15 protein-coding genes are annotated in these 15,000 nt (G+C 66.1%); 9 read left to right on the forward strand and 6 right to left on the reverse strand.

Annotation, left to right across the window (positions count from 1 at the left end; genetic code table 11):
* Positions 1-63: 63 nt before the first annotated feature.
* The gene (locus ACDELDRAFT_RS12020; protein ID WP_005797028.1) at positions 64-777 is read right to left on the reverse strand and encodes an SIMPL domain-containing protein; all 714 of its coding nucleotides are present in this window, start codon (positions 775-777) and stop codon (positions 64-66) included.
* 217 nt (positions 778-994) lie between these two features.
* Here ACDELDRAFT_RS12020 and ompR point away from each other — a divergent pair, with 217 nt between their 5' ends.
* Together ompR and ACDELDRAFT_RS12030 are read left to right on the forward strand one after the other, a co-directional pair.
* Positions 995-1,726 (forward strand): osmolarity response regulator transcription factor OmpR, encoded by a 732-nt coding sequence (gene ompR / locus ACDELDRAFT_RS12025; protein ID WP_005797029.1) that lies wholly within the window; start codon positions 995-997, stop codon positions 1,724-1,726.
* 7 nt (positions 1,727-1,733) lie between these two features.
* Positions 1,734-3,263: an ATP-binding protein gene (locus tag ACDELDRAFT_RS12030; protein WP_005797030.1), complete on the forward strand. Its 1,530-nt coding sequence runs from the start codon at positions 1,734-1,736 to the stop codon at positions 3,261-3,263.
* 127 nt (positions 3,264-3,390) lie between these two features.
* Here ACDELDRAFT_RS12030 and ispF read toward each other — a convergent pair whose 3' ends face one another.
* Positions 3,391-3,870: a 2-C-methyl-D-erythritol 2,4-cyclodiphosphate synthase gene (gene ispF, locus ACDELDRAFT_RS12035; protein ID WP_005797031.1), complete on the reverse strand. Its 480-nt coding sequence runs from the start codon at positions 3,868-3,870 to the stop codon at positions 3,391-3,393.
* A gap of 26 nt (positions 3,871-3,896) precedes the next feature.
* Complete coding sequence (locus ACDELDRAFT_RS12040) at positions 3,897-4,823, reverse strand: IspD/TarI family cytidylyltransferase (RefSeq protein WP_005797032.1); 927 nt, start codon at positions 4,821-4,823, stop codon at positions 3,897-3,899.
* Between the two features lie 100 nt (positions 4,824-4,923).
* On the opposite strand from ACDELDRAFT_RS12040, the gene mfd reads away from it, so the two are divergent.
* From mfd to serB, 4 genes are all read left to right on the forward strand, one after another.
* Positions 4,924-8,409 carry a transcription-repair coupling factor gene (mfd, locus tag ACDELDRAFT_RS12045; RefSeq protein ID WP_040328993.1) on the forward strand — a complete coding sequence of 1,162 codons (3,486 nt, stop codon included), beginning with the start codon at positions 4,924-4,926 and terminating at the stop codon, positions 8,407-8,409.
* Between the two features lie 34 nt (positions 8,410-8,443).
* Positions 8,444-9,097 (forward strand): hypothetical protein, encoded by a 654-nt coding sequence (locus ACDELDRAFT_RS12050; protein WP_005797034.1) that lies wholly within the window; start codon positions 8,444-8,446, stop codon positions 9,095-9,097.
* A 98-nt stretch (positions 9,098-9,195) separates the two neighbouring features.
* The gene (locus ACDELDRAFT_RS12055) at positions 9,196-9,375 is read left to right on the forward strand and encodes a DUF3149 domain-containing protein (RefSeq protein WP_005797036.1); all 180 of its coding nucleotides are present in this window, start codon (positions 9,196-9,198) and stop codon (positions 9,373-9,375) included.
* Between the two features lie 86 nt (positions 9,376-9,461).
* Positions 9,462-10,178 carry a phosphoserine phosphatase SerB gene (gene serB, locus ACDELDRAFT_RS12060; RefSeq protein ID WP_005797038.1) on the forward strand — a complete coding sequence of 239 codons (717 nt, stop codon included), beginning with the start codon at positions 9,462-9,464 and terminating at the stop codon, positions 10,176-10,178.
* Positions 10,179-10,248: 70 nt separating this feature from the next.
* On the opposite strand, the gene ACDELDRAFT_RS12065 is transcribed toward serB, so the two are convergent.
* A complete protein-coding gene (locus ACDELDRAFT_RS12065) occupies positions 10,249-10,737 on the reverse strand; it encodes an RrF2 family transcriptional regulator (RefSeq protein ID WP_005797039.1) in 489 nt (162 codons plus the stop codon).
* A gap of 92 nt (positions 10,738-10,829) precedes the next feature.
* On the opposite strand from ACDELDRAFT_RS12065, the gene ytfE reads away from it, so the two are divergent.
* Complete coding sequence (ytfE, locus tag ACDELDRAFT_RS12070; protein ID WP_005797041.1) at positions 10,830-11,567, forward strand: iron-sulfur cluster repair protein YtfE; 738 nt, start codon at positions 10,830-10,832, stop codon at positions 11,565-11,567.
* Entirely contained in the window at positions 11,558-12,034 is a 477-nt protein-coding gene (locus ACDELDRAFT_RS12075) for a group III truncated hemoglobin (RefSeq protein ID WP_005797043.1), read from the forward strand. Before ytfE ends, ACDELDRAFT_RS12075 begins: the two co-directional genes overlap by 10 nt.
* Positions 12,035-12,140: 106 nt before the next feature.
* Here the strand turns inward: ACDELDRAFT_RS12075 and ACDELDRAFT_RS12080 are convergent, their stop codons facing one another.
* Positions 12,141-12,728 (reverse strand): Lcl C-terminal domain-containing protein, encoded by a 588-nt coding sequence (locus ACDELDRAFT_RS12080; RefSeq protein WP_005797045.1) that lies wholly within the window; start codon positions 12,726-12,728, stop codon positions 12,141-12,143.
* A gap of 198 nt (positions 12,729-12,926) precedes the next feature.
* Positions 12,927-13,562, reverse strand: coding sequence for a LysE/ArgO family amino acid transporter (locus tag ACDELDRAFT_RS12085; RefSeq protein ID WP_005797047.1), 636 nt, complete (start codon positions 13,560-13,562; stop codon positions 12,927-12,929).
* 70 nt (positions 13,563-13,632) lie between these two features.
* Between ACDELDRAFT_RS12085 and ACDELDRAFT_RS12090 the strand changes: the two genes are divergently transcribed.
* Positions 13,633-14,544 (forward strand): HTH-type transcriptional regulator ArgP, encoded by a 912-nt coding sequence (locus tag ACDELDRAFT_RS12090; protein ID WP_005797049.1) that lies wholly within the window; start codon positions 13,633-13,635, stop codon positions 14,542-14,544.
* The last annotated feature ends 456 nt before the right edge of the window (positions 14,545-15,000 follow it).

The raw sequence follows: 15,000 nt of genomic DNA on the forward strand, positions 1-15,000 counted from the left end.
ATACAGGACAAGCGCGAGCACCGGTTTTTATACCAAACCGGCGCCTGCAACCTCTAGCGCCCATCAGCGCATCTGCACCGACCCCGACACATTGACGATCACCTGCGCCTTGCCGGCCTCGACCGGCACAGGCGCATCGGCAAACGCGGCGCCCTTGGCCTCCATGGCCATGGCGCGTGGCCGAGGGCCGGTTGCCATCTCGTTGCTGTTGACGGACACCTCGCGCAGGCTGTAGCTCGCAAAGCCGAAGCTGCGCGCCAGTTCTGCGGCCCGCGCCTTGAATTGATCAATGGCCTGCGTCTGCGCCTCACCCTCCACCTTGGCCCTGGCTTCACGCGACAGGCCAAACCCCACCTGGCTGATCGCCATGGTCTGGATCTTTCCGGCAGTGGCGGTGATGCGCGAAAAATCGCGCCCCTCCAGCACGAGTTCCGCGCGCCCTTGCCAGCCGTTGATCTTGCCGTCCTTGCCATAGCGCGGGTACAGCCCGAACGGACCGGTGCGCACGTCCAGCTGGCCCGGCTGCGCATTGCGCTTGGCCTCGGCCAGAGCTGCATCGAGCGCCTGCTTGAGTTGCGCCTGGGTGGTGGCTGCGTCCGCCCCTTCCTTGCTGGTCGCCAGCACCAGCACGAGCAGATCCTGCTGTACCTCGACCGCACCCGAAGCCGACAACTGCACCACATTGTGCGGCTCGCTGGCAGCAGTATTTTGAGAAAAGGCGGCCCCTGCGCACAACAGGAAAGCGCCAGCAGCTATCAAACGAATAGCATTTTTCATATCCGATCCATCCTTGCAAGCAGCGCGCAACCCCTCCACGGGGCACGCAGGCCTCCACAGTAACCGCTGTGGCCCACCGTCCTTGCGAAGCGGCGTGCAGTGCGGATCACAGCCCGGCAAAACTTGTAACAGTTGGTCAAACCCCGGGCGAAAATCCGAACTTCCGGGCGGAAGCTGGTCAGAATTGGCTCTGTTACAAATTGGACCCGGAATCACTATGGCCACTTCAACCAACCGTACCGACAAGATTCTGGTGGTGGACGACGATGCACGCATCCGCGATCTGCTGCGCCGCTACCTCACCCAGGAAGGCTTCGAAGTCATGGTCGCCGAAGACGGCAAGGCGCTCAACCGCCTGCTGCTGCGCGAGACCGTGGACCTCATCGTGCTGGACTTGATGATGCCCGGCGAAGACGGTCTGTCGATCTGCCGCCGCCTGCGTGCTGCCAATGACCGCACTCCCATCATCATGCTGACCGCCAAGGGCGAGGACGTGGACCGCATCGTCGGTCTCGAAGTGGGTGCCGACGACTACCTGGGCAAACCCTTCAACCCCCGCGAGCTGTTGGCCCGTGTGCACGCCGTGCTGCGCCGCCGCCCCGCGCAGGAAGCACCCGGCGCGCCGTCCGGCGACAACGAAGTGGTCACGTTTGGACCGTTCACATTCGACCTGGGCACCCGCGCCCTCCAGCGCAACGGAGAGGAGCTACCGCTGACCACAGGCGAATTCGCCATGCTCAAGGCGCTGGTGCGCCACCCCCGCCAGCCGCTGTCGCGCGAGAAGCTCGCCCTGCTGGCGCGCGGCCGCGAGTTCGAGCCCTTCGACCGCAGCCTGGATGTGCAGGTGTCGCGCCTGCGCAAGCTGGTCGAAGTGGACGCCGCAGCGCCGCGCTACATCCAGACTGTGTGGGGCGTGGGCTACGTCTTCGTGCCGGACGGGACGAGCTGATCCTTTCATGCGCAAATCGGATGGCCCGTCAGCACCCCGCCCCCGGCAACCTGTGACCGCACCTTCAGACGCCACCAGCCCGGCGCCGCTCGAGGCGCTGCGGCTCGCACGCGAGCAACGCGCCCGGGTGGGCCTGAATCTTTTCTGGCGCACCTTCTTTCTGCTGGCGCTGCTGCTGGTGGGCAGCATCCTGGCGTGGCTGCAGACGCTGCGCGCCCTCGAGTTCGAGCCGCGCACACTGCACACGGCGCAGCAGATCGCGTCACTCGTCAATCTCAGCCGTGCAGCCCTGGTGCATGCGGACGCCATCGCGCGCGTCTCGCTCATCAAGACCATGGCCGACCAGGAGGGCGTGCGCATTCTGCCGCGCGAACCTGGCGACAAGTTCACACTGCTCGACAGCACCGCCCTGGGCAACCGCCTGACAGATGAGCTCACCCAACGCCTGGGCCCCGACACCATCGTGGCCCAGAACGTCAATGGCGAAAACGGCCTGTGGGTGGGCTTCAACATCAACGGCGACCCGAACTGGCTGCTGATGGACCGGTCGCGTTTCAGCCCCGCGGGCGGTCGCACCTGGCTGATCTGGCTGATCACCGCCGGCGCCCTGTCGCTGGCCGGCGCTGCTGCCATTGCGCGGCTGATCAACCGCCCGCTCAAGCAGCTTTCCTATGCCGCCAACCGCGTGCGCGATGGCGACTTCGCGGCCAGCCATCTGGATGAAGAGGCCGTCACCAGCGAGATCCGTGAGGTGAACATCGGCTTCAACCGCATGGCGCAGAAGCTCGCCAAGCTTGAGCAGGACCGGGCGGTGATGCTCGCAGGTATTTCGCACGATCTGCGCACCCCCCTGGCACGCCTGCGGCTCGAAACCGAAATGAGCGTGACCGACGAAATCGCCCGTGAGCACATGGTGGCCGACATCGTGCAGCTCGACGCCACCATCGACAAGTTCCTCGACTACGCCCGGCCCGACCATGTCACGCTCACGCCCGTGAACCTGCACGGCGTGGTGTCGTCTTGCGTGTATGCGGTGCAGGACCACCGCGAACTGCAGATCACCATGTCGGTCCCCGAAGACTTGAACGTGCTGGCCGACGAGGTGGAGCTGGCGCGCGTGATCTCCAACCTGCTGGAGAATGCACGCCGCTACGGCAAGACGGTTGAAACGGCCGTCACCCACGTGGACATTGCAGCCAAGGGCCGCGAAAACTGGGTGCTGATCAAGGTGCGCGACCATGGCCCGGGCGTGCCGCCCGAGCAGCTGTCCAACCTCACCAAGCCCTTCTTCCGCGGCGATTCGGCGCGCACCGCGGCAGCGGGCGCCGGCCTCGGCCTGTCGATCGTCGACAAGACGGTGCAGCGCATGGGCGGCATCTTCGCACTGGCCAACTCCAGCAGCGGCGGCTTGGTGGCCCACATCCAGTTGCAGCGCGCCACGCCGACGCCCGACGGAGAAGACCCCAAGCAGCGCCTGCAGCGGCCCTCCGTCAAGCGGCAGCTTCCGCGCCGCCGCGGCCAGGACAACGCGGCCTGACTGCGCCAGCGCAACAGGGTAGGCTGGCCATCTTGGCAAAGGGTCCAAGCCGCGGCGCAAGCAAAAAAGCTGCCTGTGCCGAAGCGAAGCCCCGCAAGCCCGCCCGTCGCCGCGCGGGTTGCTGCAGTCAGGGTTGGAACAGCAAGGCTGCGGCGCGCGCCTCGATCGCCAGCCCCTGCCCTACCGGACCCAGGCGCTCGGCCGTCTTGGCCTTGATGTTGACCTGCGCTTCGGCGATCTGCACGGCTGCCGCGATAGACGCACGCATAGCGGGAATGTGGGCTGCAAGCCGCGGTGCCTGCGCGATGACCGTGCTGTCGATGTTGCCGATCTCGTAGCCTGCCGCGCGCACGCGCCGCGTCGCCTCGGCCAGAAGCACCGCCGAATCGGCGCCGCGAAACACCGCGTCGGTGTCAGGGAAATGGCTGCCAATATCACCCAGTGCGGCCGCCCCCAGCAGGGCGTCGGTGATGGCATGCAGCAGCACGTCGGCATCCGAATGGCCCAGCAACCCCATCGGATGGGGAATTTCCACCCCACCAATCACCAGCTTGCGCCCTGGCACCAGTGCATGCACATCCCAGCCTTCGCCAATCCTGAAATTCATTGCGTCACTTTCGCCCGCGTGGGGGCTCAAAACAAGGTCTTCTTGCCAAAGGGGGCCGCCACCTGGCCCCGTGCCCCGCCGAAGCGTTCGAGCGTGGTGCTGTGGGCGCGTTGCGCCAGCACCGCAGCTGCAAGGGCGAAATCATCCGGATAGGTCACCTTGAAATTCTGCGCGCCGCCAGGCACCAGCCGCGGGTGCAGGCCCATGGCCTCCATGGCGCTGGCCTCGTCGGTGGCCCCGGAGCCTACGTGCTCGATGGCTGCCTTCAGCGGCCCGATGCGAAACATCTGAGGCGTTTGCGCGAGCCACTTGTCGCTGCGGTCAACGGTGGACGCCACGCGCACGCCGCCCGGGCCGTCGATGGAGGTCTTGAGTGTGTCGGCCAGCTTGTGCGCCAACAGGCCGCCCACGCCGTCCTGCATGCAGGTGTCGATCAGAGTGTCGATCTGCGCGGACGTCACGAGGCAGCGGGCCGCATCGTGCACCAGTACCCAATCGGTCGTCTGAGCCCCCCGCTGCATGAGCGCACGCAGCCCCCCCAGCACGGTATCGGCGCGGGTGGGGCCGCCGCACTCCACGGTGAAAAACGAAGGATGGGCGTACGCATCCAGGAAACGATCTCCCGGCGCCACCGCCACCAGCGTGCCCAGCAACCGCCCCACGCCCGCAAACGCTGCCAGCGTGTGCATGACCATGGGGTGGCCTGCCACCAGGTGGTACTGTTTTGGCAGTGCCGTTGACGTGGCCACGCCCCCCACCGGTTGCGCCGCTGCGGGTGGCGCAGCGGTTGCCCCGGGCTGGGCAGGGGATAGTTTCGCAGCGGCATCCTGCGCCCCCGCCACCGATGCCACTGCGCGCAAACCCATGCCCGCACAGGGCACCAATGCCCAGAAACGGCCTGGGACCGGCATGGCGGTGACGGATGGTGGCTGAGGCATGGACGAATCGGTCATGAGGCTCTCATTCTAAAATCCCCCGTTGCCCACCGATCCAGCCCGTACGCGTTTCGCGCCCCAGGGGATGCGGCGGGCCCAGACGACCCGCACCGTCCGCATGGAACTCCCCAAACTCTCCCCCGGAAAACGCTTTGCCCTGCCCCGCCCTGCGGGCAGCGCTGATTCACTGCTGCTGGCGCTGCTGGCCGAGCGTGACAAGGCCGCCGGCCGCACCACCGCCATCGTCACGGCCGACGCCACCGACGCGCAACGCCTCATCGAGGAGATGGCGTTTTTCGCGCCCACGCTGCGCTGCGCGCTGTTTCCCGACTGGGAGACGCTGCCCTACGACACCTTCTCGCCGCACCAGGACCTGATCAGCGAGCGCCTGGCCACACTGTGGCGCATCAGCCAGAAGGACAAGGACACCGGCGCCGACGTGGTGCTGGTGCCGGCCACCACGGCGCTGTACCGGCTGGCGCCGCCATCCTTCCTGGCGGGGTACACCTTCCACTTCAAGGTCAAGCAAAAGCTCGACGAGGCCAAGTTCAAGGCCCAGCTCACGCTGGCCGGCTACAGCCACGTCTCGCAGGTGGTGAGCCCCGGCGAGTACGCGGTGCGCGGCGGGCTGATCGACCTGTTCCCGATGGGCTCGCTCGTGCCCTTCCGCGTGGATTTGTTCGACGACGAGATCGACAGCATCCGCACCTTCGACCCCGACAGCCAGCGCAGCCTGTACCCCGTGCCCGAGGTGCGCCTGCTGCCCGGCCGCGAGTTCCCCATGGACGATGACGCGCGCGCCAAATTCCGCAGCCGCTGGCGCGAGATGCTCGAGGGCGACCCGACCAAGAGCCGCATCTACAAGGACATGGGCGCGGGCGTGGCCACAGCCGGCATCGAGTACTACCTGCCGCTGTTCTTCGACGAGACCGCCACCGTGTTCGACTACCTGGGCGGCGAAGCCACCGTGGTGCTGCACGGCGACCTGGAGCCCGCCTTCCAGCGCTTCTGGCAGGACACGAAAGACCGCTTCCGCCTGGTGCAGGGCGACCCCGAGCGCCCGGTGCTGCCACCCGAGGCGCTGTTCCTCTCGGCCGACCAGTTCTACACGCGCGCCAAAGAGCATGCCCAGCTGTCCATCCGCCCCGGCGTGGAGGACATTGCCGACAACCCGCACTTCCAGAAGCTCGGCGACCTGTCGGTGGTGCGCGGCGCCGAAGACCCGCTGGCCCGGCTGCACGCCCACATCCGCAACACGCAGCACCGCGTGCTGCTCCTGGCCGAAAGCGATGGCCGGCGCGAGAGCCTGCTCGACTTTCTGCGCGCCAGCGGCGTGAACCCGCCCGCCTTCGACTCGCTGGCCGAGTTCCAGGGCGCGGACGACGAAAAGGTGGGCATTGCCACCGCCGGCCTCACCGTGGGCTTCAGCTGGATCGAGGACGGCATCGACTTCGTCACCGAGACCGAGCTGTTCGCCGCAGGCCCCACCACGCGCCGCCGCAAGAAGCAGGAGCAGGTGAGCGACGTCGAGGCGCTCATCAAGGACCTGGCCGAGTTGAACGTGGGCGACCCGGTGGTGCACAGCGCGCACGGCATCGGCCGCTACCGGGGCCTGGTCAACATGGACGTGGGCAACAAGAACCCCGACGGCACGCCCGCCATGCAGGAGTTCCTGCACCTGGAATACGCCGACAAGGCCGTGCTGTATGTGCCCGTGAGCCAGCTGCAGCTGATCAGCCGCTACACCGGCGTCAACGCCGACGAGGCGCCGCTGCACAAGCTCGGCAGCGGCCAGTGGGAAAAGGCCAAGCGCAAGGCGGCCGAGCAGGTACGCGACAGCGCGGCCGAGCTGCTGAACATCTATGCCCGCCGCGCGGCGCGCGAAGGCCACGCCTTCCGCTACAGCCCGCAGGACTACGAGACCTTTGCCAACGACTTCGGCTTCGAGGAGACGGCCGACCAGAACGCTGCCATCCACGCGGTGATCCAGGACATGATCAGCCCCCGCCCCATGGACCGCCTGGTCTGCGGCGACGTGGGCTTCGGCAAGACCGAGGTGGCCCTGCGCGCGGCCTTCGTGGCCGTCACGGGCGGCAAGCAGGTGGCGTTCCTCGCGCCCACCACGCTGCTGGCCGAGCAGCACTACCAGACGCTGGTGGACCGCTTCAGCAAGTGGCCGGTGAAGGTGGCCGAGGTCTCGCGCTTTCGCTCGGGCAAGGAGATCACCGCCGCCATCAAGGGCATCGGCGACGGCACGGTAGACATCGTGGTCGGCACGCACAAGCTATTGAGCGAATCCACCAAGTTCCACAACCTGGGCCTCTTGATCATCGACGAGGAGCACCGCTTCGGCGTGCGCCACAAGGAGCAGATGAAGGCCCTGCGCGCCGAGGTGGACGTGCTGACGCTGACGGCCACGCCCATCCCGCGCACGCTGGGCATGGCGCTCGAAGGGCTGCGCGACTTGTCGGTCATCGCCACCGCGCCGCAGCGGCGCCTGGCGATCAAGACCTTCGTGCGCAACGAGGGCACGGGCGTGATCCGCGAGGCGGTGCTGCGTGAATTGAAGCGCGGCGGGCAGGTCTACTTCCTGCACAACGAGGTGGAGACCATCGAGAACCGCCGCCAGAAGCTCGAAGAGATACTGCCCGAAGCGCGCATCGCCGTGGCCCACGGCCAGATGCCTGAGCGCGAACTGGAGCGCGTGATGCGCGACTTCGTGGCCCAGCGCTACAACATCCTGCTGTGTTCAACCATCATCGAGACCGGCATCGACGTGCCCACGGCCAACACCATCATCATGAGCCGCGCCGACAAGTTCGGCCTGGCACAGCTGCACCAGCTGCGCGGCCGCGTGGGCCGCAGCCACCATCAGGCTTACGCCTACCTCATGGTGCCTGACATCGAAGGGCTGACCAAGCAGGCGCAGCAGCGACTCGAAGCCATCCAGCAGATGGAAGAACTGGGCAGCGGCTTCTACCTGGCCATGCACGACCTGGAGATCCGCGGCGCGGGCGAGGTGCTGGGCGAAAACCAGAGCGGCAACATGCTGGAAGTCGGCTTTCAGCTCTACAACGAGATGCTGAACGAGGCCGTCAAGGCGCTCAAGGCCGGCAAAGAACCCGACCTGCTCTCGCCCCTGTCGGTCACCACCGACATCAACCTCCACGCCCCCGCCCTGCTGCCCGACGACTACTGCGGCGACGTGCACCTGCGCCTGTCGTTCTACAAGAAGCTGGCCACGGCCAAGAACCCCGACCAGATCGACGGCCTGCTCGAAGAGATCGTGGACCGCTTCGGCAAGCTGCCGCCGCAGGCCCAGACCCTCATCGACGTGCACCGCCTGCGCGTGCTGAGCCAGCCCTACGGCGTGGTGAAGGTGGACGCCGCCCCTGGCGTGATCAACATCACCTTCAAGCCCCAGCCGCCGATTGACCCGATGCGCATCATTGAGCTGATCCAGAAGAACAAGCACATCAAGCTGGCGGGCAACGAGAAGCTGCGCATCGAGCGCGAACTGAAGGAGCCCAAGGACCGCGCACAGATGGTGCGGGACATTCTGCGCAGCCTGGGGCAGCCCCTGGCACAGCCCACTGCGGCGTGAACCATGCGCCAACCATCCCCTTGTGATCGACCCCATGGCACTTGAAGCCGCGCTGACCGGCATAGCGCTGTTGCTCGCTCTGTGGTTGCGCCCCTGGCGGCTGCTCGGCAGCCGGGCGGCGGCCGACGGCTCCGGGCGCGAACTTTCACCCCTGCTGACCCCCTTGCTGGCCACGCTGGTGCTGCTGCCCTGGATGTGGGCCCTGCCCACGCTGCACGCCATGCCGCTGCAACTGCAATGGTCTGGCGCATGCCTGGTGGTGTTGATGCTGGGCTGGCCACTGGCCATCCCCGTGCTGGTGGCGGTGGGCGTCATCGCCAGCCTGCTTTCGCCTGCCATGCCGTGGCCCGACGCACTGGGCGCCATCGCCTGGCAAGGCGTCACACCGGCAACCCTGGCACTGATCCTGGGGGCGCTGGTGCGCCGCTTCATTGGTGCCAAGCTCTTCGTCTATGTGCTCGGCCGCGCTTTTCTGGGCACAGTGCTGTGCCTCTTCGCATCGGCGGCGCTGTCGCAGTGGAGCGGGCATCGGCTGCCGGGAGTAGGCGATGAACTATCGCTGGTGGCGCGCTGGCTCATGGCCTGGGGCGATGCGTTCGTCACCGGCATGCTCACGGCCATCTTCGTTGCGTTCAAGCCGCAGTGGCTGGCAACCTGGTCCGATCCGCTCTACCTGGGGGATTCCTGATCGGCCGCAGTGCGCTCTGCAATAGCAATTGATACAAATCAACCCGCTTAAAGCGCTACGGCGCAATATTGAGAAACCCATTCAACCAGGAGGGTTTCATGAAATTGCTGACCGATCTTTTTTCCACCGACTACGGCCTGATGAGCATCATCGGCATTGTCTTCATGCTGGGCATGATGGTTTTCTTCATCCGATTGTTTCTGGGCAAAATGGACCAGAGCGCTGCCGCCGCAAGCACTCCCGCCAAAGCGCACAGCGGCACGCCGCGCCCGCACTGAGGCAGCAAGCCCGCTAGGGCCCTGAATGCGGCCGGGGTGGCCGGGCTAACATTGCGCCTTTCGCATTCAGAACGCAGCCCGTTTTCATGATCCACCCCACCGAATTTGCCCCTGGCCTCATCGTCCAGGGCATCAATCCCCCGCTGTCCCTGTCGAGCTACAAGCTCATTGCGTTCGACATGGACTCCACCCTCATCAATATCGAGTGCGTGGATGAAATCGCCGATGCTGCGGGCCGCAAGGCCGAGGTAGCGGCCATCACCGAGGCCGCCATGCAAGGCCTCATCACCGATTACAAGGAAAGCCTGCGCCAGCGCGTGGCCCTGCTCAAGGGCGTTACCGTGCAGCACATGGAACAGGTGTTCACCGAACGCCTGCGCTTCAATCCGGGCGCCATGGAACTTGTCGCGGCCGCGAAGGCTGCGGGCCTCACAACACTGCTGGTGTCGGGCGGATTCACCTTTTTTGCCGACCGCGTGCGGGCGGGCCTGGGCATCGACTTTGCCCGCTCGAACCAGCTTGAGGTGGAAGGCGGCCTGCTGACGGGCCGCATGGTGGACCAGGCATGGGGCGATATCTGCGATGGCGCCGAGAAGCGCCGCACCCTGCTCGAAGTGGCGTCGCTCATGGGCATTGCGCCATCGCAGGCCATTGCGGTGGGCGATGGTGCCAACGATCTGCCCATGATGGCCGCCGCGGGCCTGTCAGTGGCCTACCACGCCAAGCCTGCCGTGCGGGCACAAGCCAAGATCGCCATCAACCACGGCGGTCTGGATCGCATCCTGGAGGTGCTTCGGCCGTAAACCGTTCACCTCGCCCGCAGGCCCGGGCGCGGCCTCGCCAACGTCCCGTCCTGCGGGGCGTCGGCAGGCCTCAAGCTCCGGTGTGAGGAAGACCGGGCAAAAGCCCCGGCGTACCCAGGCGCAGCGACTTCGGCATCGCGACCGGGCTGTAGGGCTGCGTGAGCAGGTCGGCCAACGTCACCTTGTCCAGCACTGCAATGAAGGCCTGCATGGCCTGGCCCAGCACGCCCTTGAGGTAGCAGTGGGCGCTCAGCCGGCACTGGTTGTGCTCGGCATCGAAGCACTCCACCAGATTGAAGTCGGTTTCGGTGGCACGCACCACCGCGCCGATGTTGATGTCACCCGCAGGCTTCATCAGGCGCATGCCGCCGCCCCGGCCACGGGTGGTTTCCAGAAGGCCCTGTGCGGACAACTCCTGGACAATCTTGGTGAGGTGGCTGCGCGAAATGCCGTAGCTCTCTGCCACCTCGCTGATGGTGACGGGCTGCACACGCCCTTCACTCGCCGCGCAGTACATCAGCACGCGCAGCGTGTAGTCGGTCCACTGGGTCAGTCGCATTCGATTTGCCGCAGATCAATTGGAAGGAATGGTCAGGATGCATTTTATGCCATAAAATATTCATACCAAATGAATCTTTATAGGACCACACCATGAACGCCCGTCTGGAAGCTTCCGCCCCCGCCACCGCAGCCCTGAGTGCCGATCAGCAGATTGGTCAGATTGCGGTCCAATTGCCTGGCGCCACCGCTGTGTTTCGGCGGCTGAAGCTCGACTTCTGCTGTGGCGGCCAGGTCCCTCTCGCGGCGGCGGCGGCCGAGAAAGGCCTGGACGTGAATGCAGTACTGGCCGAGCTGACAGCCCTGCAGCGCCCCAGCGACCTGCCAGCGGTAAGCGAACCCGGGGATCTGGTTGACCACATCCTTGCGCGCTACCATGACGTCCATCGCGCGCAATTGCCCGAACTCATCCGCATGGCCCATCGCGTCGAGGCAGTACACCGCGCGAACCCGGACGTACCTGCGGGGCTGGGTGACCTGCTCGAAGAAATCCAGGAAGAACTGCTTTCGCACATGCACAAGGAAGAAGCCATTCTGTTCCCCATGCTCAAGTCGGGCGGCAACCCCTTTGTGGGTCAGCCCATCGGCATGATGCGCGCCGAGCATGTGGACCACGGCGCCGCCCTCGACAAGCTGAACGCCCTCACGAACGACGCCACGCCACCCGCTGGTGCCTGCAACACTTGGCGCGCTCTTTACGCCGGCATTGCCCAGTTCGGCGATGATCTGGTCAACCACATCCACCTCGAGAACAACGTGCTTTTCCCCCAATTCGAGGCCGCGCCCGCCGCAGCCGGTGGCTGCGGCTCGTCGGGCTGCGCATGCAGCTGAACGCCTCTTCCACCCACCAAGCGGCCGATGGCGCCGCCCCCGGCGGGTGGCGCGCGCCCAGTGTCGAAAGCCTGACAGAACTGGTGCACCGGTTTTATGCCGACGTCCGGGCCGACGCCCTTCTGGGCCCGGTGTTCGAAGAAGCCCTGCGCGACCGCTGGGAGCCTCACCTGGCGCGCATGGTGGATTTCTGGTGCACCGTGGCGCTGGGTAGCAAGAGTTTTCGCGGCAACGTCTTTAGCAAACACATGGCCCTGCAGGGCGTCACTCCCGCCCACTTCGCGGCATGGGTGCGACTGTGGGGCAAACAGACAGAGCGGCTTTTCGCACCCGAAGTAGCGCACGACCTGCAAGTGACCGCCCACGGCATCGCCCGCAACCTGTTTTTCGGGTACTTCGGCAACGCGCCCGAGTTCGGCGGGCAAGCCAGCAGCCATCCAGCGGCTGCAGACACCGCACATCCCTGATTGCATCGGCGCGCAGGGGGTCAATGGGTGCGCACAAGCGCCGCCCAACAATGCCTTGTACGCGCAGCCCTGGCCCGCGGCGGCTGCACCGATCGGCTGCCCGGCCCTATTCGTCGTGCGGCCGCACCAACCGCACGGGCAACCGGGTGCTGCGGGGTACATCGCCGCGGCTCTCGCCGGTTTCCATGTTCACGGCCCACCCTTGCAGAAAACCGGCCCGGCCGCCGCCCGAGCGCGCTTCCATCACGTTGCCGTAGTTGTATTGATTGCCTGCGCCGACCTGTACGTTGGCCGTGCCAGACCAATACCACTCGTACGGACCGGCCGGAAAGAGCGCGGGGTTGGGCCCCGGAGGGCGGGCGGTTTTGTCCACCAGACGCTTGAGCTCAGGCGCGCGCGGCAGGCGCCAGCGCACGCCTTCGGCCTTCCAGCGGGCGTTGGCCAATGCCGTGGCCTCGGCGTAATCCATGCGCTTGGGCGTGCCGGTACAGGTCGTTCCGCTCCACTGCATTCCCTCGACACAACGCGGCCAGGCCAGCCGGGCCCGAAGGTCAATGACAAAGGCGCCATCTTTCGACGGCACCATCGTGGCCGACGTTGCCGGTTCTGCCGCCCTCACAGACGCAGCAAGCAGCAGACCGGGCACAAGGGCCATCCAGAGGCGGCGGGCGAACAGAGACAAAGACAAAGGCATGGTCCGGGTCCTTTGGTTGAGGGCACGGGCCGCCAGAAGGCGCGTCACGCTCAAAAGCACAACGCGGGCAAGGGGCAGGAGGACGGCCACGGCCCAAGTATCCCTGACAAAATCCCCCTGGGGGCTGCGCGTGGGCCCCGGCGCATTCCCCCGCCGGCCTTCCACGAACGCCGCGCAAAACCGCCGCATTGGGGCGTTTCAAGCGTCTATTCCCTGCCATACCCACCACGCCAAGGCGAGCATCATGCAGCCCGTGAGCGCGTCCAGCACGCGCCACGCCCGGGGGCTGGCAAACAGGCCTTGCAGGCGCCGCCCAGCCACTGCGAGACTTGCAAACCACACCAGGCTGGCCGAGGCTGCACCTGCCACGAACACCCACTTGAGCCCGCCATCCTGGCGCGCTCCGATCGAGCCGACCAACACCACGGTGTCCAGATAAACATGGGGGTTGAGCAAGGTGATCACCGCCAGCGTGCCCAGCACGCTGAACACGCCGCGCGGTGCGGCGCCCGACCCCGTGGCCAGGTTGGCATCCGGCGCGGCCAGCACACGCCACCACGCGAAAAGCCCGTAAGCCAGCAAGAACACCACCCCGCCCAGGCTCAGGTAGTACGCCAGGGCAGGCGAACGGGCCAGCAACTGGGCCATGCCCGCCACGCCCGCGCCGATCAACAGCGCGTCACTGGCCACGCACCATGCCACGCAGGCGCGGATATGGCGGCCGCTCACGGCCTGGCGCAGCACGTACAGGTTCTGGGCCCCGATCGAAACGATCAGCGAAAGGCAGACGGTAAAGCCCGCAAGCCATGAAGAAGAAGCATTGGCAGTCCACATGTGCCCGATTCTGGCCATGCCGTGAAATTAAGTAAAATTAATTTACCTGAATCAAAGTTAGAAATACTTCATGCTGGACTACACCGGACTCGAGGCCTTGGCCGCCGTGGTGCGCGAAGGCAGCTTCGAGCGCGCTGCCCGCAGGCTGCACATCACCCCATCGGCGGTTTCGCAGCGCATCCGGCAGCTCGAAGAGCGCACCGGCCAGGTGCTGGTTCTGCGCGGCAACCCCTGTACCGGCACGGATGCGGGGCGGCGCCTGTGCCTGCACGTGGAGCAGGTGGCGCTGCTGGAAAACGAGTTACGGCGCGCCAACCCCACTTTGATGCCCGATGGCCAAGCTCCGCGGCCGACCCTCAAGCTGGCAGTGAATGCCGACTCGCTTTCCACCTGGTTCATGGACGCCATGGCGGCCTTCACGGCAGGTGGCAACGAGCTGGTGGACATCCGCACGGACGACCAGGACCACACGGCCCAACGTATCAGGGAAGGCGAGGTTCTGGCTGCCGTCACAGCCAGCGCTGGCAGCATCGCAGGCTGCAACACGTGGCCACTCGGCTCGGTGCGCTACGTAGCAGCATCCAGCCCCGCGTATGTGGCGCAGCATTTCGTTGGCGGCGTGACACCCGAGGCCATGGCCCGGGCACCGATGATGACCTTCGACCGCAAGGACCGCCTGCAGGAGCAGTGGATGCAGCAGCAAGGCCTGGTCTCGCGCCAGCACCCGCCCAAGCATTTCCTTCCATCGAACTTCGGATTCGTGCGCGGCTGCGAGGTCGGCATGGGCTGGGGCATGCATCCGGTCACGCTGATCCAGCGCCAGCTCGACGCAGGCACACTGGTCGAGCTGCTGCCCGGCGCCGGAATGGACATGCCGCTGTACTGGGTGCACGCCCGCTCCGCCCAGGCAAGCCTGGAACGGCTGACCCAGTGCGTGATGGCGGCGGCCCGCCAGTGGCTGGTTCCTCCCCCGCCAGCGTGACGCGTCGTTGCTATCAAGTAAAGAGCAACCGTCGCCCGCGCATATTGGACAAGTGGCCTATTTCATTCAAAATACGAGGCCACCCGGCACCTGAACACCGCGGGTGGATCGGGTCCGCAGACCCGGCGGCCTGCAGGTAGCACCCGGCGTGCGGATTGCAGATTGCGCCAGCGGGTGCGCACCCCGCTGCAAACCCGCTCAACGCTATCAAAAATAGAGCTGACAGCGCCCGCCTATATTGCGCAAACGACGCATTTCACCTCAAAAAACGCCACGTCTGCCCGCAATGCCCGCATGGCGCCGTTCAACGGCAAGGTGGCAAGACCTGCGGCGTGGTGCCCATGGGCATGCAGATGCCAGTGACGGCGGCGACAACACACCCTGCGGCGGCGCGCAGAACTGCACCGCCCTGCCTTGCCGCCAGCGCCATGAAAGCCGGCGGCCGCCCCGCAGTTC

The organism is Acidovorax delafieldii 2AN, assembly GCF_000175235.1.
Taxonomy (GTDB): domain Bacteria; phylum Pseudomonadota; class Gammaproteobacteria; order Burkholderiales; family Burkholderiaceae_C; genus Acidovorax; species Acidovorax delafieldii_B.

Excerpts from the sequence above, each read along its gene's own strand:
- ACDELDRAFT_RS12065 (WP_005797039.1), bottom strand. The coding sequence starts at position 10,737 with ATGCGACTGACCCAGTGGACCGACTACACGCTGCGCGTGCTGATGTAC.
- ispF (WP_005797031.1), bottom strand. The coding sequence starts at position 3,870 with ATGAATTTCAGGATTGGCGAAGGCTGGGATGTGCATGCACTGGTGCCA.
- ACDELDRAFT_RS12040 (WP_005797032.1), bottom strand. The coding sequence starts at position 4,823 with ATGACCGATTCGTCCATGCCTCAGCCACCATCCGTCACCGCCATGCCG.
- ACDELDRAFT_RS12050 (WP_005797034.1), top strand. The coding sequence starts at position 8,444 with ATGGCACTTGAAGCCGCGCTGACCGGCATAGCGCTGTTGCTCGCTCTG.
- serB (WP_005797038.1), top strand. The coding sequence starts at position 9,462 with ATGATCCACCCCACCGAATTTGCCCCTGGCCTCATCGTCCAGGGCATC.
- mfd (WP_040328993.1), top strand. The coding sequence starts at position 4,924 with ATGGAACTCCCCAAACTCTCCCCCGGAAAACGCTTTGCCCTGCCCCGC.
- ACDELDRAFT_RS12030 (WP_005797030.1), top strand. The coding sequence starts at position 1,734 with ATGCGCAAATCGGATGGCCCGTCAGCACCCCGCCCCCGGCAACCTGTG.
- ACDELDRAFT_RS12090 (WP_005797049.1), top strand. The coding sequence starts at position 13,633 with ATGCTGGACTACACCGGACTCGAGGCCTTGGCCGCCGTGGTGCGCGAA.
- ACDELDRAFT_RS12075 (WP_005797043.1), top strand. The coding sequence starts at position 11,558 with ATGCAGCTGAACGCCTCTTCCACCCACCAAGCGGCCGATGGCGCCGCC.
- ompR (WP_005797029.1), top strand. The coding sequence starts at position 995 with ATGGCCACTTCAACCAACCGTACCGACAAGATTCTGGTGGTGGACGAC.
- ytfE (WP_005797041.1), top strand. The coding sequence starts at position 10,830 with ATGAACGCCCGTCTGGAAGCTTCCGCCCCCGCCACCGCAGCCCTGAGT.
- ACDELDRAFT_RS12080 (WP_005797045.1), bottom strand. The coding sequence starts at position 12,728 with ATGCCTTTGTCTTTGTCTCTGTTCGCCCGCCGCCTCTGGATGGCCCTT.
- ACDELDRAFT_RS12020 (WP_005797028.1), bottom strand. The coding sequence starts at position 777 with ATGAAAAATGCTATTCGTTTGATAGCTGCTGGCGCTTTCCTGTTGTGC.
- ACDELDRAFT_RS12055 (WP_005797036.1), top strand. The coding sequence starts at position 9,196 with ATGAAATTGCTGACCGATCTTTTTTCCACCGACTACGGCCTGATGAGC.
- ACDELDRAFT_RS12085 (WP_005797047.1), bottom strand. The coding sequence starts at position 13,562 with ATGTGGACTGCCAATGCTTCTTCTTCATGGCTTGCGGGCTTTACCGTC.